Genomic DNA, 21,781 nt, shown 5'->3' on the forward strand with positions numbered 1-21,781 from the left:
TAGAAATGGATAAAAAGCAAAAAGAGTTCCGGGAGGGCAAGGAGTCCGTGCGGAAAATGATGGAGGAAGAAGCGGAAGTGCGGCGCAAAGCGCTTTACCGCCGTGTCATGCCGAAAAAGAAGGGCATACTGGATATGCTTGAGGTGATGACAAAGGACGAACTGGATGACATTCGCTACAATCTCGGAGTGAAGGGGGCCAGCAAGCTCCGGAAAGCGGAGCTTGCAAAGCGTCTGGCAGTGGAGGCAGTCCGCTTTGCACAGCACTGGTTTCCTTCGATTAACGAGGAAGAGTACGAATGTTTCCGGCACCTTCTCGACCATGGCGGGCAGACGGCGGAGTTTCGCGATGACGATGAACGCCTCGACTATCTGCGGGCCCTTGGGCTTGTCTCCTGCGGGAATCAGGACGGGAAGCTGATCTGGTATATGCCGAAGGAAATCTGTGAGGAATTCCGCAAGCTGGATTCCGGTACGTTCCGCAGCCTGGCTGAGCTCAATACGGAGACGGCCCGTCTGGCGGCCGGCTGTCTCTTCTTCTATGGATATATGGATTATGATACCCTTTATGAAAAGGTCATGAGCTACCTCGATGACGCACAGCGCGAACAGATTTCGTTTATGGATTTTGTCGGGATCCTGCTCAACGCTTCCTGCTGGCAGACGACGCTGACGGCGACGCCGTATGGTGCGATGTATTATACGCTGATCGATCCCGATCAGCTGGAGAAGGAACGGGCCCGCCGCGACAATCTGGATTTTGCGCCGCTGACGTATGGCGAGGTGTACGATGCCGGCGAGGCCGACTATATTCGCGATACGCCGGCCTACAAGGAGCTGGCCCGGTTCTTTATGGAAGAATATTCCTGCGATGTGCTGGAGGCTGCGGACCTTGTCGGCGAGGTGCTTATTCTTCTGCAGAATGACAACGATATTCAGGAAGCCGCAGACTTTTTGGAAGAACTTGGCTTCATGAAGGGAAAGAGACGCTGCGAGGCAGCCGTATCTTTGCTGATTGCCTTTTATCATACGACCCGCCTGTGGTCCTTGAAAGGGCATACGCCGGAAGAACTTTTTGCGGCAGATTCGTCCGGCGGCGGCAGGGTGATCCCGTTTGATCAAGTCCGCCGGCAGAAGGTAGGAAGAAACGATCCCTGTCCGTGCGGCAGCGGCAAAAAGTATAAGAACTGCTGCCTGCGCCGGGAGGAACAATGAGGGGGGCGCTTCATTACCGGGAAAAGGCGCGGAGGTTTTTGACCATCCTTTGTCCGATCTTCATTACGCAGCTGGCGCTGACGGCAACGGGCTTTTGCGATACGGTGATGTCCGGCCATATCAGCGAGCAGGACCTGGCCGGCGTCGCCGTCGGGGCCAATCTTTTCATGCCGTTTTTCGGCTCGTTTCTTGGCATCATTTCGGTCTTGACGCCGATCCTTTCCCAGCTTTATGGAGCGGGGAGAACGGAGCGGATTGTTTTTGTCGTCCGGCAGGGATTTTACTGGTCGCTGCTGCTGGCGGCTTTTTTCCTTCTGGCCGGGGTCCTTTTTGTGCCGTTCATTTTAGACGGCCTGCAGCTGGAGCCGAAGGTAGAACGCGTTGCCGCAGGCTATCTGGCCGGGATTGCTCCGGGAATTGTGCCGATTTTTCTGGCCGGCGTGCTGCGCAATCTGATTGATGCGCACGGGCATACCCATCTGACCATGATGATTACGCTGGTGACCGTACCCATAAATGTCGCGGCGAATTATGTGTTTATGTACGGGGCCTTCGGCATACCGGCTTTTGGCGGCATGGGGGCAGGGATTGGCTCGTCGGTCGCCTTTTTCCTGAATTTTATGCTCAATATCCTTGTGGTCAGCCGCTTGGAGCCGTTTTGCAGCTACCGGGTATTTTCCCATGTTTCGCGTCCGTCGCCGGCGGAGTGGCGTCATGCCCTGGCTCTCGGCATTCCGATCGGCAGCACGATGTTTTGCGAGATGAGTATATTCAGTGCGGTTGGTCTGTTCATGACGGTGTATGGGACGGTCGTCGTGGCTGCGCATCAGGCGGCGATGAATTTTACGACGATGATCTATATGATCCCGCTTTCGGCCAGCATGACGCTGACGATTCTGGTCGGTTTCGAAATCGGCGCAAAGCGCAGCGGGGCGGCCAGGGAGTATATTCGCCTTGGACGCCTGCTGACCTTCTTGTTTGAGGGAAGCATTGCCTTGCTGCTTGTGCCGTTTCGCGCGGAGATCGCGCAGCTCTATACGACGAGCCCCGAAGTGCAGGAGATGCTCGAAGTATTTTTGCTGTATGCGGTTTTTCTGCAGCTAAGCGATGCGCTTGACGCGCCGTTGCAGGGGGCGCTGCGCGGATATAAGGACGTTCATGCAACCTTTTTACTGGCTGTTTTTTCCTATTGGATCATCGGTCTGCCGCTCGGATTTCTGTTTGCCAACTATGGTGGCCTTGGCCCGTACGGGTACTGGGTCAGCCTGATTTCCGGCGTGGCGATCGGTGCCATCGCCCTTATGGCGCGTCTGCGGCATGTGCAGCGGCGATATGCCTGATTCCGGATATGCAAAAAGCCCCGCTCGAAAGAGCGGGGCTTTTATTGAATCTGCAAAGATTATTTCGCCAGTGCGTTGACTTTGCGGGCAAGACGCGATTTTTTGCGGGCGGCGGCATTCTTGTGGTAGACCTTGTTTGCAGCAGCCTGATCGATTGTCTTGCATGCAACCGTAAGGAGGGATTTCGCTTCATCAGCGTTTCCAGCCTCAACAGCATCGAGGACACGGCGGGAAGCTGTGCGTACACGGGACTTCTCAGCGGCGTTCTTTGCATGGCGCTTCGCGTCAGATTTCACACTCAGAATAGATGCTTTGATATTCGGCAAGTAGTTCACCCCCTTGATAAATTCGTTACCTTGTTATTCTAGCATGGGCGTCGGCAAAAAGCAACTGTTTTCTTCCGGCAGGGCGAGGCTTTCTTGCAGGAGGACGGTGTTCAATGATATAATAACAGGGATGTGGAGTCAAAAGGAAAGGAAAATGACCATGCAGAACAAGAATATCCGTAATTTCTCGATCATTGCCCATATCGATCACGGCAAATCGACGATTGCGGATCGTCTGATTGAATACACGGGAACCTTGTCCGAGCGGCAGATGGAGGCACAGGTTCTCGATAATATGGATTTGGAACGTGAGCGCGGCATTACCATCAAGGCTCAGACGGTGCGGCTGGATTATCAGGGAAAAGACGGGGAGACGTATCAGCTGAACCTTATCGATACGCCGGGTCATGTCGATTTTACTTATGAGGTATCGCGCAGTCTGGCCGCCTGCGAAGGCGCGCTGCTGGTAGTGGATGCGGCGCAGGGCGTGGAGGCGCAGACGCTGGCCAATGTCTACATGGCGCTGGAAAACGATCTGGAAATCGTTCCGGTCATCAATAAGATCGATCTGCCGAGTGCCGATCCGGATCGGGTCAGGGAGGAGATCGAAAATACGATCGGGCTGGATACGTCGAATGCGGTGCTTGCCTCGGCCAAGACCGGTATCGGCATAGAGGAGATCCTCGATGCGATCGTGGAATATATCCCCGCGCCGGAAGGGGATGAGAATGCGCCGCTGCAGGCGCTGATCTTCGATTCCTACTTTGATTCCTATAAGGGCGTCATTGCGCATGTCCGCGTCAAACAGGGACATATCCGGAAGGGCATGAAGCTACGGATGATGGCGACCGGCAAGGAATTTGAGGTCACGGATGTCGGCTGTTTTAAACCGCAGCCGGTGGACGTGGGGCGCCTCGATGTCGGCGAGGTTGGATTCGTGGCGGGATCCTTGAAGGATGTACGCGATGTGCGCGTCGGCGATACGATTACGTTTGCGGATCATCCGGCGGCTAATCCGCTGCCGGGGTATCGCGGCGTTACGCCGATGGTGTATTGCGGCCTTTATCCGGTTGAAAGCTCGGATTATGACAATCTCAAGGATGCGCTGGAAAAAATGCAGATCAACGATGCGGCTTTGGTTTTCGAACCGGAAACCTCGGCAGCGCTGGGCTTTGGCTTTCGCTGCGGATTTCTGGGTCTGCTGCATATGGATGTCATACAGGAACGGCTGGAACGGGAGTATCATCTTCGCCTGATTACGACGGCGCCGTCGGTCATTTATCGCGTTTATAAGACGGACGGAACGATGGTGGAGGTGAGCAACCCGTCGGAACTTCCGCCGCAGACCGAAATCGAGCATATCGAAGAACCGTATGTCAAGGCGACCGTCATCGTACCCAATGATTTTGTCGGCGCGGTAATGGAGATTTCGCAGGACAAGCGCGGGGAGTTCAAGGGCATGGATTATCTCGATACGAATCGCGTCATGATCACCTATCATATCCCGCTCAATGAGATCATTTTTGATTATTTTGACCGCCTGAAGTCTGCAACGCGCGGCTATGCTTCGCTGGATTATGAACTGGCCGATTATCAGCAATCGAAGCTGGTAAAGGTGGATATTCTGCTGAACGGGGATCCGGTTGATGCGCTTTCCACCATCGTGCATAAGGACCGCGCTGCGAACCGCGGCCGCCAGCTCGCGGCAAAGCTGAAGGAAATCATTCCGCAGCAGATGTTTGAGATTCCGATTCAGGCGGCGATCGGTTCCAAGGTCATTGCCCGGGAGAACGTGCGGGCGCGCCGGAAAGATGTGCTGGCCAAGTGCTATGGCGGCGATATTTCGCGGAAACGAAAGCTGCTGGAAAAGCAGAAAGAAGGAAAGAAGCGCATGAAAGCCGTCGGCAGCGTGGAGGTGCCGCAGGAAGCCTTTATGGCTATTCTGAAGATCGACTGAGAAAACGGGGCGAAGCAATGGTGAAGAAGCGATGGGGCGTTTATGTTCACATTCCGTTCTGCCGGAAAAAATGTTTTTACTGTGATTTCCCGTCCTATGCCGGACGGGAAGGAGACAGGGAGGAGTATACGAGAGCCTTGTGCCGGGAGATCCGGTCGCAGGGCTCTTCTTATCGTCTGCGCTGGGGCGATCCCGCGACGATATATATTGGCGGAGGGACGCCGACTTCTCTGCCGCCGCAGTGCATGAAAGATATATTGGATGCTCTTTCTGAGACTTTCCCCCCCGCAAAAGGGCGGGAATTTACGGTTGAGTGCAATCCGGGGACGGTGGACGAGGCGTATTTTCAAATCTTGCGGGAAGGGGCGGTCAACCGGCTCAGCTTCGGCGTGCAGAGCTTTGATGACCGCCTGCTGCAGGCGATCGGACGCATTCATACGGCCGGTGAAGCGGCTGCGGCGGTCCGGATGGCCCGGAAAGCAGGCTTTGACAATCTCAGCCTTGATCTCATGTACGGGCTGCCCGGACAGACTATGGCGGACCTGGAGCGGAGCGTGCAGCAGGCGCTGGAGCTTGCTCCTCAGCACCTTTCGATTTACGGTCTGCAGGTTGAAGAGCATACGGTGTTTTGGGACCGGCGGGAACGGGGTGAATTGAATCTGCCGGACGATGAAGAAGCAGAGCGGATGTATGATTATATGACGTCGGTCCTTCCGGCTCACGGATACGCCCGCTATGAGATATCCAATTTCGCCCGTCCCGGTTTTGCCAGCCGTCACAATCTTGCCTATTGGCAGGATGTTCCGTATCTGGGCCTTGGCGCGGCCGCCCACTCTTATCTGGACGGCCGGAGATGGGAGTCAGAGGCGGATCTTTCCCGCTATATGGATCAGGCAAAGCGAGGCATCCGTCCGATTCATCCGGAAGAGGAGATGACGGATGCGGTCGCTATGGAGGAATTCTGCTTTCTGGCATTGCGGACGGCGGCGGGGATCAGCCGCCGCCGCTTTGCGGAGAAGTTCGGACAGGAGCTTGATCGTGTGTATGAGGGGGCGATCCGGGAAATGGTGCGGAAGGGCCTGCTGGCTGATAAAGGGGATTCGGTTTATCTGACGGAGCTGGGCATGAAATTCGGGAACCTCGTTTTTGAAGCATTCCTGCTGACCTGAAACGATGCGGCGGTTATGGTATTTTTTCGGCGATTTGATATAATGAAAGCAATCGGATGTTAAAAAATGATGAGAATCGGGGAGAGTAGGTATGGACAAGAAGGTATGGCGGATTGCCGTTTTGATTCTGTTGATTATCGTTTTTGCCGGCGTGGCCGGATATACGTCATGGCAGCGGGCGGGAATCCGGTCTGCTGCATCCGGGGGAAACGAGGGGGGCGCCGCCCTGCAGCAGGATGAGCCGGGGCCGGAGTCGGATGCGTATATTCTTTCCCGGGGCGATTATTCCAATCTGGCCGTGGAACTCACGGATGTCAGCCGGCCGGTCTATGACCGATATACGCTGAGTCAGCGGCGGGAAAAGGGGCTTCCGACCGTGCTTCCGCCGCTGGCAGTTTATGATAAGGAGAAGGTGGCCTATCTGACCTTTGACGATGGCCCGGACCATAAAAATACGCCGGCCATTCTCGATATTCTGAAAAACAATGGCATTCATGCTACGTTTTATGTGACGGGGCAAATGTGCGAAAAGAATCCGGATATATTGCGGCGTATCTTTCAGGAAGGGCATGCTATCGGCAATCACAGCTACGATCATGATTACAAAAAATTATATCAGTCCAAGGATCATTTTATGGCCGAACTGGAACAGACGGATGAGGTCATTTTCCGCTTGATCGGCGTTCGTCCTTTTATTGTTCGGGCGCCAGGCGGAACGGCAGGCATGTTTTCCGCCGATTTTTATCCGGCGTTGACCGAGGCAGGGTATGTGGAGCATGACTGGAATGTCAGCTCGGAGGATGCGACGCCGAAACGGCCGGATGCGGCTCAGCAGATTCGGTTTGTCGATCAAATGACCAATGGGAAAAACACGGCATTGGTTCTTATGCACTGTTGCGGCGGCAAGGAACAGACGGTTAAGGCACTGCAGGGAATCATCGACCTGCTCCGGGCGAAGGGATACCGTTTCGGCGTGGTGACACCGATTACCCCGCATCCCTGAAAGCAGAATGGAAAATAATATTGACTTTTTGTCCTTTTACTGTTGACTTTTTGCCTTATTCGCGTTATTATCTTAATAGATTCGAAGTTAGCACTCACCATAAAAGAGTGCTAACAGAGAAACGGATCCGGAAGGAGGGAGGCCGATGTCCGATGAACTGGACGCGCGTAAGAAGCGTGTGCTGCGGGCTGTCATTGATGATTATATCGAGTCCGCGGAGCCGGTTGGATCGCGGACTTTGGCCAGGAAGTACGATCTTGGCGTCAGCCCGGCTACGATCCGCAATGAGATGGCGGACCTTGAGATGCTCGGGTATCTGGAGCAGCTGCATACTTCTTCCGGGCGGATCCCTTCGTCGAAGGGTTATCGGTTTTATGTCGACGGCCTGATTTCGCCGAAGCCGGTCAGTGATGAGGAGAAAGAGCGGATCGACAAATGGTACCGGGCCCGGGTAAGGCGCATTGAAGAGGTCTTTCAGGAGACGGCGCGGATCATTTCTCAGGTCACCAAAAATGTTTCGCTGGTTCTGGCTCCCCAGATGACGCAGGCGCAGTTCCGCTGCCTGCAGTTCCTGCCGCTTGATGATCGCCGCGTCATCACGGTGCTCATGACGGACGCCGGATTCATTGAGAACAAGATTCTGGAGATGCCGTCCGGCGCTACGTTTGAGGATTTCCAGCGCATGGCGAAGGTGATCAATATGCGGCTGGAAGGGCATACACTCCGCACGATCGAGCAGCATTCGCTGACAGAGATTCGGGATGAGATTCGGGATGAATCGCTTTATGAAGCGGCTTTGGAAATCATTCACCGGGCGCTCGATTCGGGCCGGCGGGAGCGGCTTTATCTCGGCGGAACGACGCAGATGCTGGAGCAGCCGGAATTCCATGATGTTGAGAAGGTCAAGGATACGCTTCTCATGCTGGAAGAAGAGGAACTCATGAAGGATATCCTGCATGCCCATATGGGAGATGGTCTGGAGGTTACAATCGGGCAGGAAAATGAGGATAAGCACTTCAAAGACAGCAGCATCATTACGGCGACGTATCATCTGGACGGAGAGCTTTTGGGCACGATTGCCGTGCTGGGGCCGACCCGTATGGAGTATGCCAAGGCGATGAGCCTGTTGGAGTATATGAATCAAAATCTGACCGATGTGATCAAACGCTTTCACTGGTAGTGCCTGCTGGTAAGCGATCATAGGACCCCCGTTGAAAGAGGTGAAGGAATTGCCATCATTCATGAAAGATGAATTAAAAAAGAAAGATGAGCAAAAACTGGACGAGATGCAACACGAAATTGATGAAGCTGAGGCGGAAGAAGCCGCAGCGGAAGGCGGTGATGATGTCTCCGCCGGCAACGCTGATGAACAGCCTGCCGGCCAGTCGGAGGAGGCCGGTGCAGAGGAAGCTGCGCAGCAGATTGAGAAGCTGGCGGCAGATCTGAAAGCAAAGGAAGAACGCGTTCTTCGTCTGCAGGCTGATTTCGAGAATTTTCGGCGCCGTACCGGCAAGGAAAAGGAGGAGCTTTCTGCTGTGGTTACGCAGGGCATCCTGAAGGACATGCTGCCGCTGCTGGATAATTTCGAGCGGGCTATGGCGGCTGAGAAAAAAGATGCCGAAGCGTTTCAGAAGGGTGTAGAGATGATCTATACGCAGCTGCAGGAGGTCTTGAAAAAGAATGGACTGGAGCGGATTGAGACGCAAGGGAAAAAATTCGATCCCAATTATCATCAGGCTGTTATGCGCGTGCAGGATGAGGAGCATGAGGACGATGATATCGCTCAGGAACTTCAGAAGGGCTATATGGTCAAAGGGCGGGTTATCCGTCCGAGCATGGTCCAGGTAGTGGCCAACTGACATAGGTTGTTACAACGTTTTTTCTCATAATCTCATAGATTGAACAGATGTTTTAGGAGGATTTTAACATGTCTAAGGTAATTGGTATTGACTTGGGTACGACAAACTCGGTTGTATCTGTTATGGAAGGCGGCGAGCCAACGGTTATCACAAATCCGGAGGGCAGCCGTATTACTCCGTCTGTGGTAGGATTCACAAAGGACGGGCAGCGTCTGGTCGGCCAGCTGGCAAAACGTCAGGCTGTCTCCAACCCGGATCGGACGATTTCGTCGATCAAACGCCATATGGGCGAGACAGACTACAAGGTCACGGTAGACGGCAAGGATTATACGCCGCAGGAAATTTCGGCGATGATCCTTCAGAAGCTGAAGGCTGATGCGGAAGCGTATCTCGGCGAGACGGTAAGCCAGGCGGTTATTACGGTTCCGGCTTACTTTAACGACAGCCAGCGTCAGGCCACCAAGGATGCCGGCAAGATCGCAGGACTTGAGGTACTGCGCATCATCAACGAGCCGACAGCGGCAGCTTTGGCATATGGGCTGGATAAGGACGAGGATGAGACGGTTCTTGTCTTCGACCTCGGCGGCGGTACGTTCGATGTATCTATCCTTGAACTTTCGAGCGGTACGTTTGAAGTTCTCGCGACGAATGGCGATACGCATCTCGGCGGCGATGATTTCGACCAGAAGATCATGGATTGGATGGTTGATGAGTTTAAGAAAGAAAACAATATCGATCTTTCTCAGGACAAGATGGCGGCACAGCGTCTCAAGGAAGCAGCCGAGAAGGCCAAGATTGAGCTTTCGAGCATGACGCAGACGAACATCAACCTGCCGTTCATCACGGCAGATGCCACGGGGCCGAAGCATCTGGATCTCACGCTTTCCCGTGCAAAGTTTGACGAGCTGACCGCGGATCTTGTCGAGCGTACGATGGAACCGACCCGCAAGGCGATGGCCGATGCGGACCTGTCCGGCAGCGATATCAATAAGATCATTCTCGTCGGCGGTTCCTCCCGTATCCCGGCCGTTCAGGAAGCCATCCGCAAGTTCCTGGCGAAAGAGCCGTCCAAGGGCGTCAATCCGGATGAATGCGTATCCGTCGGCGCGGCGATTCAGGGCGGTGTTCTCGTCGGCGAAGTCAAGGATGTATTGCTTCTCGATGTTACGCCGCTGTCTCTTGGCATTGAGACGCTGGGCGGCGTCTGCACTAAGATCATCGAGCGCAATACGACGATCCCGACGCATAAGAGCCAGGTATTCTCCACGGCTGCAGATAATCAGCCGTCCGTAGATATTCATGTCCTGCAGGGCGAGCGCGAGATGGCTGCCGGCAACAAGACGCTGGGCCGCTTTGAGTTGTCCGATATTCCGCCGGCTCCGCGCGGAGTTCCTAAGATCGAGGTTTCTTTCGATATCGATGCCAACGGTATCGTACATGTATCCGCTAAGGATCTTGGCACGGGCAAGGAGCAGAAGATCACGATCCAGTCGGACAGCGGCATGAGGAAGGAGGATATCGACCGTATGGTCAAGGAAGCCGAGGCGCATGCGGCAGAGGATAAGAAGCAGAAGGAAGCCATTGATACCAAAAATCAGGCGGACAGCTTTGTTTATCAGGCGGAAAAGACCATCAAAGATCTTGGAGACAAAGCGGATAAGGATCAGGTCGCCAAGGTTCAGGCAGGAATCGATAAGGTGAAGGAAGCGTTGAAGAGCAACGATACCGAGGCCATTAAGAAAGCCATGGAAGAAGCTCAGAAGCCGCTTTATGAGATGAGCGCAGCAGCATACCAGCAGGCTCAGGCCGCTGGTCAGGGAGCTGCCGGCGGTGCACAGGCAGGCGCACAGGAAAGCGCCAAGAAGGACGACGACGATGTCGTTGATGCGGAATACACGGAAGTCAAAGACGACAAGAAGTGATTTCCCCTTTTGTGGGCGGATTGTTGGGAGCCGGCAGGCTCCCAACAATTCTATTTTCATCGATAAACGGGAGAAAAATGTCTATATCATGCAGGCGGAGGCGGAGTAACAGAAGCGCTCTGATCTGCAGAAAGCCAATCTGCGCGATGCAATGTTGTCGTACTCCGGAAAATGCCGGCGCGGATTGAAACAAGGATGGTGCAACGTGAGCGAGAAACGTGATTACTATGAGGTGCTGGGGGTTGACAAAAATGCCTCGGCAGCTGAAATCAAAAAGGCCTATAAAAAGATGGCCCGCAAATATCATCCGGACCTGAACCGCGATAATCCCAAAGCGGCTGAAGAAAAGTTTAAGGAAGTCAACGAAGCCTATGATGTCCTGAAGGATCCGCAGAAAAAGGCGCAGTACGATCAGTTCGGCCATGCGGCTTTTGAAGGCGGCATGGGCGGAGGCGGCGGTTTTGGCGGCTTCAGCCAAGGTGGGTTCAGCGGTTTCGGCAGCGCCGACGGGTTTGGCGATATCTTCGATATGTTTTTTGGCGGAGGCGGCGGACGCAGCCGGCAGAGCCGTCCAGGGCCGGAACGCGGCAGTGACCTGCGCTATGATTTGGAGATTACTTTTGAGGAAGCGGCGTTCGGCAAGACGGCGGAACTTAGCATACCCCGTACCGAATCCTGCAAGACCTGCGGCGGTACCGGGGCGGCACCGGGAACGCAGCCGGAGAACTGCCCGGACTGTGGCGGTACCGGTATGCGTCAGGCGGTCCAGAATACCCCGTTCGGGCGCATGGTCAATCAGACGACCTGCAGCCGCTGCCACGGGACGGGAAAGATCGTCAAGAATCCGTGCAGCGACTGTCATGGAACGGGCCGGAAGAAGGTTACGCGCAAGATCAAGGTGAATATTCCGAAGGGTGTGGATCAAGGTTCGCGCGTCCGGGTAACGGGCGGCGGCGAGGCCGGTGTGCGCGGCGGAGGAAATGGAGATCTTTATGTGTATATCTTCATCAAGCCGCATAAGATCTTCCAGCGTCACGGCAATGACGTCGTTGTGGAGGTTCCGATTTCCTTCGTTCAGGCAGCGCTGGGAGATACGGTGCAGGTTCCGACGCTCGATGGGGCTGTAGAGATGAAAGTACCGGCCGGTACACAGTCCGGCAAGATTCTGCGTCTGCGCGGCAAAGGGATCCCGCACCTGCGCGGCGGCGGACGCGGGGACGAGCATGTGGTTCTCAAGGTGCTGACGCCGCAGAACTTGTCTGCGCGTCAGAAAGAACTCCTGCGGGAGTTCGGCGACATCAGCGGGGATAAGGTCAATCCGGAACAGAAGAGTTTCCTCGATGATCTCAAGCGTTTTTTTAAAAAATGAACAGGGGAAAGGGGGACCGGGAAAATCCCGGCCCCCTTTTTGCGCCCTTGTTTTTTTCTTCGGCAGCACGTATAATGAGAGAATCGTCAGACGGCAGACAATGGAAGGGGATATGTGTTTTGGAATGGGCAGAAGTCAGCATTATGACCTCGCATGAGGCAACCGATGTAGTAGCGGAGCTTTACCATGATCTGGGCGCTTCGGGCGTGGTCATTGAGGATCCCGAGCTGCTCAACAGCTATATTGATTCGGGGATGTGGGATTTCACCGACATTCCGCGGGCCGAGAAGACAGAGGTGGTCACGGTTCGGGCCTATCTGCCGATGGATGAGGAACTGGACGGCAAGCTGCGTGCGTTCGAGGAACGCATTCGCGTCTTTAAGGAAACAGAGGAGGGGATCCGGGATAAAGGACCCTGTTCAATTTCCTGGAAAGCGGTTCGGGATGAGGACTGGGCGGATAACTGGAAAAAATATTTTCACACGGAAAAGGTCGGCGGCATGATCGTCATCAAGCCGAGCTGGGAAGAGTATACGGCAAGCCCTGATGATATTGTCATTGAGCTGGATCCCGGCGCCGCCTTCGGCACCGGGACGCATCCGACGACAGCCATGTGCATCCGCGCTTTGGAAAAGCTGGTGCGCGGCGGTATGCGTGTTTTTGATGTCGGAACCGGATCGGGCGTCTTGTCGATCGCGGCGGCCCGGCTGGGGGCTTCTTCTGTTACGGCCATGGATTATGACCGCATGGCTGTACATGTCGCGGAGGAAAATATTCGCCAGAACGGCGTAGACCATATTGTAAAGACCGGCGTCAGCGATCTGCTTCAGTCGTTTGACGGAAAAGCGGATCTCATTGTGGCCAATATCATTGCCGATATCATTATCCGCCTCTTTGACGAACTGGATGCGCATCTTGCTCCGGGCGGACACCTTCTTGCTTCCGGCATTATTTCAGAGCGTCTGGCCGATGTGACCGAGGCCTGCATCGCGCATGGCTTTGCGGTAGAATCGGTCACAGAGGAAAAGGGATGGGCTGCCATGGTGATCCGTCGGGGGGAGCGGCAATGAGACGTCTCTTTTACAAAGGAAAACTGGCGGATACAATTGAAATCACGGGGGCGGATGCTCATCATCTGATGCATGTGATGCGGGCCAGACCCGGCCAGCAGATTCTTGTCGTCGATGATGAGAATCAGGTGGGCCGCATGGAAATGACGGCATTTCGCGAGGATGCGGTTACGCTGGCCTTAAAAGAGCATCTGGACGCCGATACGGAGTCGCCGATTGAGCTTGTGCTCGCACAGTGTCTGCTGAAGTCTGACAAGATGGACTGGGTCGTTCAGAAAGCAGTGGAGCTCGGTGCGGTCGGCGTGATCCCGGTGCGCAGCAGGAATTGCGTGGTACGCTATGATGCGAAGAAGGCGGCGGCCCGGTGCGTCCGCTGGCAGAAGATTGCGGATGAGGCGGCGAAGCAGTGCGGCCGCACCGCCCTGCTGCAGGTTTCACCGGTTGTCGGTTTATCGGATTTTCTTGCGGCAGAGCATAAAGCGGGAGACGCGCTGATATTCTTCTACGAGAATGAAAACGAGCAGACACTGAAAAGGTGTCTGGGATCCGTTACGGCGAAACGCATCGTACTGCTCGTCGGTCCGGAGGGTGGATTCTCTCTTGATGAAGCGCAGGAGGTTGAGCAGGCCGGCGGACGGAGCGTAACGCTTGGACCGCGAATCCTGCGTGCGGAGACCGCGGCATTGGCTGCCGTAACGGCCGTACAATATGACTTAGGGGATTTGAGCTGAAGGGAGGCGGCAGACATTGCCGAAAGTGGCATTGACGACGCTGGGATGCAAGGTCAACCAGTTTGAAACAGAATCGATGGAGGGATTATTCAAGCAACGGGGGTATGAAATTGTTCCGTTTGAAGAAAAGGCGGATTTTTATGTAATCAATACCTGTTCCGTTACCAGTCTCGGCGACCGTAAATCGCGGCAGGTTATCCGCCGCGCACAGCGCCAGAATGATCAGGCGGTCATTGCCGTATGCGGCTGTTACGCCCAGGTGCATCCGGAAGAGATCAAAGCGATTGAGGGCGTTCGGGTGGTGCTGGGCACGAAAGAACGCAGTCATATCGTGGATTATGTCGAACAGGCCGCCCGGGAGGATGGAATCCTTGATGAGGTGGGCAATATCATGGAAGCCCGCGATTTTGAGGATATTCCGCTTTATGACATGCCGCAGCGTACGCGCGCATTCCTCAAGATCGAGGATGGGTGTCAGAATTTCTGTTCCTACTGCATTATTCCCTATGCCAGGGGGCCGGTTAAATCCCGGCATCTGGATAAGATTCGTGATGAGGCAGGGAAACTGGTCCGCGCTGGATTTAAGGAAATCGTGCTGACGGGGATCCATCTCGGCGCTTACGGACGGGATCTTTCGGAAGAGGTCACGCTGGCCGACGCCTGCCGGGAGGTATTGAAAGCGGACGGACTCAGACGGCTCCGGCTGGGTTCGCTGGAATCCATTGAATTGTCGCCGGATCTTTTCGCTCTGATCCGCGGCGATGACCGGTTCTGCGCACATCTTCATCTGCCGCTGCAGGCCGGGGCTGATTCTGTCCTGCACGATATGAACCGGCAGTATAATACCGCGGAATTTGCCCGGCTCATCCGCCGGGTCGAGGAGGAGATCCCCGGCGTGGCGATTTCGACGGATATCATCGTCGGCTTTCCGGGCGAAACGGAGGAGGATTTCCAACAGGGGCTGGCGTTTGTGGAAAAAATGAATTTTTCGCGCATGCATGTATTTCCTTATTCGCGCCGTACCGGGACACCGGCCGCTGAACGGAAGGATCAGGTGGAAGAGTCGGTCAAGAAGGAGCGCGTGCATCGTATGCAGGCGCTGGCGGCCCGCAAAACGGAAGCCTTTCACCGTATGTTTCTGGGCAGGACGATGCGTGTCTTGTTTGAAACCTGTCAGGACGGCGTGACCGACGGCCTGACCGATAATTATATCCGCGTCTATACGGATGATCCCGCAGAATGTGGTGAAATGTATGAGGTGGAGCTGCAGCGCCTGTTCCGGGACGGTGTTTTCGGCCGGATTAAACGCTGCATGAAATAATTTATTCATTGGGAAGGTTTTCCTGCAGGAGGGCGCGAATTATTATATTTGTGTCCGGTTTCATCAGAAAATCGGCTAATCCCATCCGATGAGGGAGGTGTTTATGATGGCAGATTGTATTTTTTGCAAGATCGCACAGAAGGAGATTCCTTCCCAGCTGGTTTATGAAGATGAGCAGGTTGTGGCGTTTCGGGATCTGGAACCGCAGGCGCCGGTACATGTTCTGGTCATTCCGAAAAAACATGTGGCCAGTGTTCTTGCTCTGACGGCAGAAGACAGCGGACTGGTTTCGCATATCTTTGTGGATGTGATTCCGCAGCTGGCCAGAGAGCTTGGCATAGCGGAAAAGGGCTTCCGGGTTGTCGCCAATACGGGAGAGGAAGGCGGACAAAGCGTCGGGCATCTGCACTTCCACCTCCTTGGCGGACGTTCTATGCAATGGCCGCCGGGCTGATGGCCTGAATGTGTTGACATGACTTCCCTTGCTGATGTATAATAGTATGGTGTAGTTATGAAACACAAACTCCCAAGTTAAGTGGAGGGGGGGAAAAATAGATGGCAAACGAAATCAAAGTTGGTAAAAACGAATCAATCGATAGTGCTCTCCGCCGCTTCAAGCGTATGTCCCAGAAGGCTGGCACGCTGGCTGAAGTGAGAAAACGTGAACATTACGAGAAACCGAGCGTTCGCCGCAAGAAGAAATCTGAGGCAGCTCGTAAACGCAAGTTCAGAGGATAATCCCGGAAGATTTGCGCGAGGCGCCTGCAATCCGTACGATGCAGGCGCCTTTTTGTCTTAGCTGGAAACAGAGGAGAAAGGGAGGATATGTCATGTCTCTGAAAGAGCAGCTGACCAATGATATGAAAGAAGCCATGAAGGCGCATGATAAGGATCGTCTGGCTGTAATCCGCATGGTTCGCGGTGCGGTCCGCCAGCAGGAAATTGACGGCAAGAAAGAGCTGGGCGATGAGGATGTTCTGGCGGTGATCAGCAAGGAGGTCAAGATGCGCCGGGACTCCATCGAAGAGTTCCGCAAAGGCGGGCGCGAGGATCTGGTGGAAAAAACGGAAGCCGAGATCGCTGTGCTCATGCCGTATCTGCCGGCGCAGCTTTCTGAGGAGGAGATTCGCGGTCTGGTTCAGGCGGCGGTTGCGCAGACCGGCGCGGCATCGCCGAAGGATATGGGAAAGGTCATGGGAGTCCTTATGCCGAAGGTGAAAGGACGCGCTGACGGAAAGACGGTCAATGCTATCGTTCGCAGCATGCTGACGGACTGAGCCGACAGCGCCGGAATATAATAAGAATCCAAACCGGATTTCAGGAACGTTTAATCAGAGGGTGATACACTACTTTCTGTTAAACGTTCTATTTCTTTGCGTCGGATGAGCGTCAGGGGCGGCGGTTCCTCCCTTATCCGGGATCATTGGAATGTCAGGATCATTAGTCTGGAGGTTTTCCAAATGAAAAAACATGTTATGCTGACTGCCCTGATGGGCATGACACTGTGTGCCGGAACGAGCTTTGCTTCGCCGGCGACGAACTATGCGCCGGGAGCGGTTACGGTTGAGGCGGGAATCAATGCCGCCCCATCCATGAAGGTGGGAGATGCCGATGGCGACGACAAGTCCCGTCCGTATGCCGGTGTTACGGTAGGGCTCGGCAGCAATTTTGCCTTGCAGTATAAGTATTCGGATAACAAGGTCAACGACATCGATGGCAGCGGATTCCATGCCGGTATGAAGACGCAGGAGTACAATGTCGCTTATCAGGCCGGACCGAATACCTATGTGTATGCCGGCGATATGAGCTGCAAGGGCACGGGGGTTCTTTCCTCTTCTTCCGATGACCGGTTCCAGGTCGGTGTGCGGTACGTCGCTCCGGCCGGCGACAAGACGAACTGGTGGGTCGGCGGCGCTGTAGGAGACAGCCTGTGGCATGCAGAGATCGGTGCATCGTATGCCGTAGCGCCGAATGTGGATTGGGATCTTTCCTATCAGTACACCCAGGTCAATGACTATCATGATGTCGTGGATGTCAAGACGCAGGGGCTTTATACAGGACTTACCTTTAAGCTTTGATCGATTTTTCGGCGGAAAGGACAGCAGTTTGCGGGCTGCTGCCTTTTTTTCTATAATATTTTTGGCTTTTTCTGCAATATTTTTTGAATTGGATAAAACCGGCAGGGGAAAGAAAACGTGCCGCGAATATGGTCACATGGTATCTCATAGCATTGCTGTTGCTGGAACAGGATTCGATCCTGCTTCGGCAGGAGACAGATGGAGGAGTGGTGACCGTGAATTGGTTGAGTAACATTCGGATGGCCTATAAGATTCTGTGTCTGGTTTTTGTTGCGGCGATCGGGCTGGCGGCGGTGTCTTTCACCGGGTTCAGTTCGCTGCGTGCGACGGAACAGACCGTGGACGAGCTGAGCAGCGTCTATTTGCCGGCCAAGCAGTATCTGGCCGATAATCAGCTGAACATGCGCAAGATTCAATCGGGAATGCTTGAGGCGATTGCTACGCCTCAGCCGGATCGGCGCGTCAAGATGAAGAAGGACTTGGAAGATAAGTATACGCCGGATTTTCTGGCTGCCTGGAACAGCTATAAGGAACTGGCGGGCCAGATGAATGGAGGCGCCGGAATCGATGCGGTGGAACAGGCATGGAACGAATATCGGAGTACGGCGCAGCAGGTTATTGCTCTGACTATCGCGGGGCAGCATGAGGCGGCCAGCACTCTTTATGCCGGCGAGGGAATACGCAAACTCAACGCATTGAAAAACAGTCTGAATGATCTGCAGGAGGCCTGCGACGCGGAAGTCAGTCGGGCGCAGGCTGCCAATGCGGCAGAGTCGGCGGCGACGAACCGGCGTATGGTCATGATTTCGCTGATTGCCTTTGTATTGCTCGTTTTGTCTGCCGTCTACATCATCCGGGAGATCACGGATGCCCTTTCGAAAATGATCGGCGTGTGCCGTGAGCTGAAGGAGGGCGATTTCAGCGATCATTCCGATTCAATGGAACGGGGCGATGAATTCGGAGAAATGTGGGCGGCGCTGTTGGCCGTACGCACCAATCTCCGCCGGCTCATGGGGAAATTCAGCGAGACGTCCGAACAGCTGGCCGCTGCATCCGAACAGCTGACGGCGAGTTCGCAGCAGTCCGCCGATGCTTCGGGACAGGTGGCGCAGTCGGTTACGGATGCGGCAGGCGCAGCAACGCAACAGCAGGACTCGGTAGACCGGAGCAATCAGGCTGTGGCTGAGGTCTCTGCCAGCGTTCATGAAATCGAGTCTACTTCCGTCCGGGTGGCAGCCAATGCGCAGCAGGCATCCAAACGGGCTCAGGCAGGCACCGATGCCGTGGAGACGGCCGTCTGCCAGATGCGGGATGTCGAGAGTACGGTGCAGTCTTCGGCTGCGATTGTGGACAAGCTTGGCCAGCGTTCCAAGGAAATCGGCCAGATTGTCGATACGATATCAGAAATATCGGATCAGACCAATTTGCTGGCGCTGAATGCAGCCATTGAAGCGGCGCGCGCCGGCGAGGCCGGCCGTGGCTTTGCCGTCGTGGCTGATGAAGTGCGCAAGCTGGCTGAGCAGTCGCAGGAGGCCGCTCAGCGCATCGCGGCACTCATTCAGGGAATCCGTCAGGATACGGATGAAGCGGTATCCTCTATGCAGGCCGGCCGCGATAAAGTAGTGGCGGGAGCCGGCTCCGTATCCGCTTTGAAGGAAAATTTTAGTGAGATTGTCGGTCTGATCGAGGGGATTGCCGGAGAGATTCAGGGCATATCGGAATCGATGCGCGGTGTGACGGGCGATACGGAACAGATCACTTCGGCTGTGGCCAGACTCAGTCAGAGCAGCCAGCGCATTTCCGATGAGATGCAGACGGTATCTGCCGCGACGGAGGAGCAGACGGCCTCCGCGCAGGATATCGCCCGGGCGAGCGAATCGCTGTCCAATCTGGCTCAGGAGCTGCAGAATGCGATCCGTGTCTTTAAATTATCCTGACCGGGATAGCAGGAAAAGCTGCCGCATGTTTCCGTGCGGCAGCTTTTTGTGTATCCGGCTTTTGGATTTTCTCTCAGACGGCAGGGTTTCCGATCTGTGGCAGGGAATATATACAGAGTAAGAAGGAAGGAGGCGACAGCATGGAGATGCTTGTCAGTATGCCGCTTTTACAGATGATGCTGCTGGTCATTATGTTTTTGGCTGTTTTCGTAGAAATCAAAACGGGCGGAATGGGAGCAGGGATTCTGCTCGGCGTGGTGGCGGCTTGTGTTTTCTGGGGGAGCCGTTATTTTCATGGAACGGCGGAACTGTATCAGATTGCCGTATTCTTAGCGGGGATTTTGTGTCTGACCGTCGAGATGCTGCTGCCGACGGTCGGCCTTTTGGCCGGTATTGGTGTGGCGGCGATGCTTTACAGCGTAGTGCTGGCGCTGGGCGGTGATATCCATGCGGTGTATATGATGACCGCGGCCTTTTTGGCGGCGGTCGGTATTTCTGCGCTTATCGTCCGCAAGCTGCCGGCGAGCAGGCTGTGGAATAAACTGGTGCTGCATGATCGCTCACGTTCTGTTCGCGGCTATGTCAGTGCCGAACCGCGCGATGGCTTGCTCGGGCTCGATGGAATCGCTGTGACGGATCTTCGTCCAGCCGGGACCGTAAAGATTCGGGAAAGACCGGTGGATGTCGTGACAGAGGGCGCATTTCTTTCCCGGGGTACACCGGTTACGGTGGTTGAAGTGCAGGGCGGCCGGGTGGTGGTTCGCCGGAAAGATACCGAATAAATAACGTTGTCATAACAGGAGGTCATATCATGGGTGGATTGATTGGTTCGGGGTTTCTGCTGGTTCTGCTTGTCGTATTGGTTATGGTCTTTCTCCATTTTGTCCCGCTCGGACTGTGGATCTCAGCGATGGCCGCGGATGTAAAAATCAGCATCATCACACTGGTCGGGATGCGGATGCGCCGGGTCCCTCCGTCGGGGATCATTCTGCCGCTTATCAAGGCCAACAAGGCCGGACTGGATGTTTCCGTCAACCAGCTGGAAGCGCATTATCTGGCCGGCGGCAATGTGGACAAGGTAGTCGATGCTTTGATTGCGGCGCATCGCGCCCAAATACCGCTTCCGTTCGAACGGTCGGCAGCGATTGATCTGGCCGGACGGGATGTTTTGGAAGCCGTGCAGATGAGTGTCAATCCGAAAGTCATTGAAACGCCAATTGTTTCCGCGGTGGCGGGAAACGGCATCGAACTCAAAATCAAAGCCCGTGTTACGGTGCGGGCCAATATCGACCGGCTGGTCGGCGGCGCGGGAGAGCCGACGATCATCGCCCGCGTTGGCGAAGGGATCGTGACGACGGTGGGTTCGTCGGAAAGTCATAATGACGTGCTGGCCAATCCGGACGATATTTCCAAAACCGTGCTGGGCAAGGGGCTGGATGCCGGTACGGCATTTGAGATTTTATCCATCGATATTGCCGATGTCGATGTGGGACGCAATATCGGAGCGGAGCTGCAGACGGATCAGGCAGAGGCGGACAAGCGCATTGCGCAAGCCAAGGCCGAAGAGCGGCGGGCTATGGCTGTGGCCAAAGAGCAGGAAATGAAAGCCTATACGCAGGAGATGGAAGCCCGGGTGGTCGAGGCGCAGGCGGAGGTGCCGCACGCCATGGCGCAGGCGTTGCGTGAGGGACGGCTCGGCGTTATGGATTATTACAATCTGAACAACGTTCAGGCGGATACGGATATGCGCCGTGCCATAGGCAGCACCGGTTCCGGAACAGTGCCACCGGCGCCGTCTGCGCCGGAGAAGTGAGGAGGCAGTGCGATGGATGCTGTTCTGATCATTGTGCTCTTCATACTGGCCGCTGCGCTCAATGACCGCCTCGGCGGAAAAAAGAAAGCGCCGCCGCGCCGAAAGCGGCCGGATTCGGTTCTTCCTCCGCCTGTGCCGCAGCCATGGCGTGCCGGCCAGAGCGCGGGAGACCGGCCGGCAAACCGGCTGGGGTTTCCGATCCCTGTTTTGAAACATGAACCGCCGGAAGAAACCGGCCGGGTTTACCGGGAACCGGGGACATTGCTTCAGCAGCAGGAAGAAGTCTGCCGGGAGGAGATGCAGGAACGGGAGCACCGCCTTGCCTATGCGCGGCAGCGGGCTGATGCCGAGCGACGTATCCGCGCAGCAGAACAGGCAGCGGAGCAGGCCGTATCGGCTGCTGCCGTACCGCGAAGCCAGCGCCCCGATAACGGATTTTCTTCGCTGCTCCGGGATCCGGCAGCCGCCAGACAGGCCATTGTGCTGTCGGAGGTGCTGGGAAAGCCTAAAGCTTATCGTTGGAGGACGCATCGATAAATTTTGCAGGCGGATTGTATAATTAAGTTGAACACTTAAAAATCCATAGCGAACCTTTGTGGTAAAATGTAGTTGCACAAAAACACAACCACAAAGGAGAATCGCTATGGATCAAAATCATTTTACCACGGATAC

At 55.1% G+C, this 21,781-nt stretch carries 21 protein-coding genes; 20 read left to right on the forward strand and 1 reads right to left on the reverse strand.

What is annotated here, in order from left to right; translation table 11 throughout:
• The first annotated feature begins 5 nt into the window (after positions 1 to 5).
• Positions 6 to 1,214 (forward strand): SEC-C metal-binding domain-containing protein, encoded by a 1,209-nt coding sequence (locus tag FYJ78_RS11515; RefSeq protein ID WP_154621531.1) that lies wholly within the window; start codon positions 6 to 8, stop codon positions 1,212 to 1,214.
• On the forward strand, positions 1,211 to 2,554 hold the full coding sequence (locus FYJ78_RS11520) for an MATE family efflux transporter (protein WP_154621532.1): 1,344 nt from the start codon (positions 1,211 to 1,213) through the stop codon (positions 2,552 to 2,554). The genes FYJ78_RS11515 and FYJ78_RS11520 overlap by 4 nt, the downstream gene beginning before the upstream one ends.
• Positions 2,555 to 2,613: 59 nt before the next feature.
• On the opposite strand, the gene rpsT is transcribed toward FYJ78_RS11520, so the two are convergent.
• Positions 2,614 to 2,880: a 30S ribosomal protein S20 gene (gene rpsT, locus FYJ78_RS11525; RefSeq protein ID WP_036374005.1), complete on the reverse strand. Its 267-nt coding sequence runs from the start codon at positions 2,878 to 2,880 to the stop codon at positions 2,614 to 2,616.
• 160 nt (positions 2,881 to 3,040) lie between these two features.
• On the opposite strand from rpsT, the gene lepA reads away from it, so the two are divergent.
• The 18 genes from lepA to FYJ78_RS11615 all read left to right on the forward strand — a co-directional run bounded on the left by lepA (position 3,041) and on the right by FYJ78_RS11615 (position 21,646).
• Positions 3,041 to 4,837 carry a translation elongation factor 4 gene (lepA, locus tag FYJ78_RS11530; protein WP_154621554.1) on the forward strand — a complete coding sequence of 599 codons (1,797 nt, stop codon included), beginning with the start codon at positions 3,041 to 3,043 and terminating at the stop codon, positions 4,835 to 4,837.
• Between the two features lie 17 nt (positions 4,838 to 4,854).
• The gene (gene hemW / locus FYJ78_RS11535; RefSeq protein ID WP_154621533.1) at positions 4,855 to 6,006 is read left to right on the forward strand and encodes a radical SAM family heme chaperone HemW; all 1,152 of its coding nucleotides are present in this window, start codon (positions 4,855 to 4,857) and stop codon (positions 6,004 to 6,006) included.
• Positions 6,007 to 6,097: 91 nt separating this feature from the next.
• The gene (locus FYJ78_RS11540) at positions 6,098 to 7,009 is read left to right on the forward strand and encodes a polysaccharide deacetylase family protein (protein ID WP_154621534.1); all 912 of its coding nucleotides are present in this window, start codon (positions 6,098 to 6,100) and stop codon (positions 7,007 to 7,009) included.
• A gap of 145 nt (positions 7,010 to 7,154) precedes the next feature.
• Positions 7,155 to 8,189 (forward strand): heat-inducible transcriptional repressor HrcA, encoded by a 1,035-nt coding sequence (gene hrcA, locus FYJ78_RS11545; protein WP_154621535.1) that lies wholly within the window; start codon positions 7,155 to 7,157, stop codon positions 8,187 to 8,189.
• A gap of 61 nt (positions 8,190 to 8,250) precedes the next feature.
• The gene (grpE, locus tag FYJ78_RS11550; protein WP_195847961.1) at positions 8,251 to 8,868 is read left to right on the forward strand and encodes a nucleotide exchange factor GrpE; all 618 of its coding nucleotides are present in this window, start codon (positions 8,251 to 8,253) and stop codon (positions 8,866 to 8,868) included.
• 68 nt (positions 8,869 to 8,936) lie between these two features.
• Positions 8,937 to 10,790, forward strand: a complete 1,854-nt coding sequence (dnaK, locus tag FYJ78_RS11555; RefSeq protein WP_154621536.1) for a molecular chaperone DnaK — start codon at positions 8,937 to 8,939, stop codon at positions 10,788 to 10,790.
• Between the two features lie 205 nt (positions 10,791 to 10,995).
• Entirely contained in the window at positions 10,996 to 12,159 is a 1,164-nt protein-coding gene (dnaJ, locus tag FYJ78_RS11560) for a molecular chaperone DnaJ (RefSeq protein ID WP_328597719.1), read from the forward strand.
• Between the two features lie 119 nt (positions 12,160 to 12,278).
• Positions 12,279 to 13,229: a 50S ribosomal protein L11 methyltransferase gene (gene prmA, locus FYJ78_RS11565; RefSeq protein WP_154621538.1), complete on the forward strand. Its 951-nt coding sequence runs from the start codon at positions 12,279 to 12,281 to the stop codon at positions 13,227 to 13,229.
• Complete coding sequence (locus FYJ78_RS11570; RefSeq protein WP_154621539.1) at positions 13,226 to 13,960, forward strand: 16S rRNA (uracil(1498)-N(3))-methyltransferase; 735 nt, start codon at positions 13,226 to 13,228, stop codon at positions 13,958 to 13,960. Before prmA ends, FYJ78_RS11570 begins: the two co-directional genes overlap by 4 nt.
• Positions 13,961 to 13,976: 16 nt before the next feature.
• Complete coding sequence (mtaB, locus tag FYJ78_RS11575) at positions 13,977 to 15,281, forward strand: tRNA (N(6)-L-threonylcarbamoyladenosine(37)-C(2))-methylthiotransferase MtaB (RefSeq protein ID WP_154621540.1); 1,305 nt, start codon at positions 13,977 to 13,979, stop codon at positions 15,279 to 15,281.
• 106 nt (positions 15,282 to 15,387) lie between these two features.
• On the forward strand, positions 15,388 to 15,735 hold the full coding sequence (locus FYJ78_RS11580) for a histidine triad nucleotide-binding protein (RefSeq protein WP_154621541.1): 348 nt from the start codon (positions 15,388 to 15,390) through the stop codon (positions 15,733 to 15,735).
• A gap of 101 nt (positions 15,736 to 15,836) precedes the next feature.
• On the forward strand, positions 15,837 to 16,019 hold the full coding sequence (gene rpsU, locus FYJ78_RS11585) for a 30S ribosomal protein S21 (protein ID WP_033170151.1): 183 nt from the start codon (positions 15,837 to 15,839) through the stop codon (positions 16,017 to 16,019).
• Between the two features lie 92 nt (positions 16,020 to 16,111).
• Positions 16,112 to 16,558: a GatB/YqeY domain-containing protein gene (locus tag FYJ78_RS11590; protein WP_154621542.1), complete on the forward strand. Its 447-nt coding sequence runs from the start codon at positions 16,112 to 16,114 to the stop codon at positions 16,556 to 16,558.
• A 183-nt stretch (positions 16,559 to 16,741) separates the two neighbouring features.
• Positions 16,742 to 17,359: a hypothetical protein gene (locus FYJ78_RS11595; RefSeq protein ID WP_154621543.1), complete on the forward strand. Its 618-nt coding sequence runs from the start codon at positions 16,742 to 16,744 to the stop codon at positions 17,357 to 17,359.
• A gap of 215 nt (positions 17,360 to 17,574) precedes the next feature.
• Positions 17,575 to 19,296: a methyl-accepting chemotaxis protein gene (locus FYJ78_RS11600; protein WP_195847962.1), complete on the forward strand. Its 1,722-nt coding sequence runs from the start codon at positions 17,575 to 17,577 to the stop codon at positions 19,294 to 19,296.
• A 140-nt stretch (positions 19,297 to 19,436) separates the two neighbouring features.
• On the forward strand, positions 19,437 to 20,078 hold the full coding sequence (locus FYJ78_RS11605) for an NfeD family protein (protein ID WP_154621545.1): 642 nt from the start codon (positions 19,437 to 19,439) through the stop codon (positions 20,076 to 20,078).
• Positions 20,079 to 20,107: 29 nt separating this feature from the next.
• The gene (gene floA, locus FYJ78_RS11610) at positions 20,108 to 21,109 is read left to right on the forward strand and encodes a flotillin-like protein FloA (RefSeq protein WP_154621547.1); all 1,002 of its coding nucleotides are present in this window, start codon (positions 20,108 to 20,110) and stop codon (positions 21,107 to 21,109) included.
• Between the two features lie 12 nt (positions 21,110 to 21,121).
• Positions 21,122 to 21,646 carry a hypothetical protein gene (locus tag FYJ78_RS11615; RefSeq protein WP_154621548.1) on the forward strand — a complete coding sequence of 175 codons (525 nt, stop codon included), beginning with the start codon at positions 21,122 to 21,124 and terminating at the stop codon, positions 21,644 to 21,646.
• Positions 21,647 to 21,781 lie beyond the last annotated feature (135 nt).

Origin of the sequence: Wylensekiella montiformis, from assembly GCF_009697385.1 — a bacterium.
Taxonomy (GTDB): domain Bacteria; phylum Bacillota; class Negativicutes; order Selenomonadales; family Selenomonadaceae; genus Selenomonas_A; species Selenomonas_A montiformis.

Excerpts from the sequence above, each read along its gene's own strand:
- FYJ78_RS11515 (WP_154621531.1), top strand. The coding sequence starts at position 6 with ATGGATAAAAAGCAAAAAGAGTTCCGGGAGGGCAAGGAGTCCGTGCGG.
- FYJ78_RS11520 (WP_154621532.1), top strand. The coding sequence starts at position 1,211 with ATGAGGGGGGCGCTTCATTACCGGGAAAAGGCGCGGAGGTTTTTGACC.
- lepA (WP_154621554.1), top strand. The coding sequence starts at position 3,041 with ATGCAGAACAAGAATATCCGTAATTTCTCGATCATTGCCCATATCGAT.
- hemW (WP_154621533.1), top strand. The coding sequence starts at position 4,855 with ATGGTGAAGAAGCGATGGGGCGTTTATGTTCACATTCCGTTCTGCCGG.
- FYJ78_RS11540 (WP_154621534.1), top strand. The coding sequence starts at position 6,098 with ATGGACAAGAAGGTATGGCGGATTGCCGTTTTGATTCTGTTGATTATC.
- hrcA (WP_154621535.1), top strand. The coding sequence starts at position 7,155 with ATGTCCGATGAACTGGACGCGCGTAAGAAGCGTGTGCTGCGGGCTGTC.
- grpE (WP_195847961.1), top strand. The coding sequence starts at position 8,251 with ATGAAAGATGAATTAAAAAAGAAAGATGAGCAAAAACTGGACGAGATG.
- dnaK (WP_154621536.1), top strand. The coding sequence starts at position 8,937 with ATGTCTAAGGTAATTGGTATTGACTTGGGTACGACAAACTCGGTTGTA.
- FYJ78_RS11570 (WP_154621539.1), top strand. The coding sequence starts at position 13,226 with ATGAGACGTCTCTTTTACAAAGGAAAACTGGCGGATACAATTGAAATC.
- FYJ78_RS11580 (WP_154621541.1), top strand. The coding sequence starts at position 15,388 with ATGGCAGATTGTATTTTTTGCAAGATCGCACAGAAGGAGATTCCTTCC.
- rpsU (WP_033170151.1), top strand. The coding sequence starts at position 15,837 with ATGGCAAACGAAATCAAAGTTGGTAAAAACGAATCAATCGATAGTGCT.
- FYJ78_RS11590 (WP_154621542.1), top strand. The coding sequence starts at position 16,112 with ATGTCTCTGAAAGAGCAGCTGACCAATGATATGAAAGAAGCCATGAAG.
- FYJ78_RS11595 (WP_154621543.1), top strand. The coding sequence starts at position 16,742 with ATGAAAAAACATGTTATGCTGACTGCCCTGATGGGCATGACACTGTGT.
- FYJ78_RS11605 (WP_154621545.1), top strand. The coding sequence starts at position 19,437 with ATGGAGATGCTTGTCAGTATGCCGCTTTTACAGATGATGCTGCTGGTC.
- floA (WP_154621547.1), top strand. The coding sequence starts at position 20,108 with ATGGGTGGATTGATTGGTTCGGGGTTTCTGCTGGTTCTGCTTGTCGTA.
- FYJ78_RS11615 (WP_154621548.1), top strand. The coding sequence starts at position 21,122 with ATGGATGCTGTTCTGATCATTGTGCTCTTCATACTGGCCGCTGCGCTC.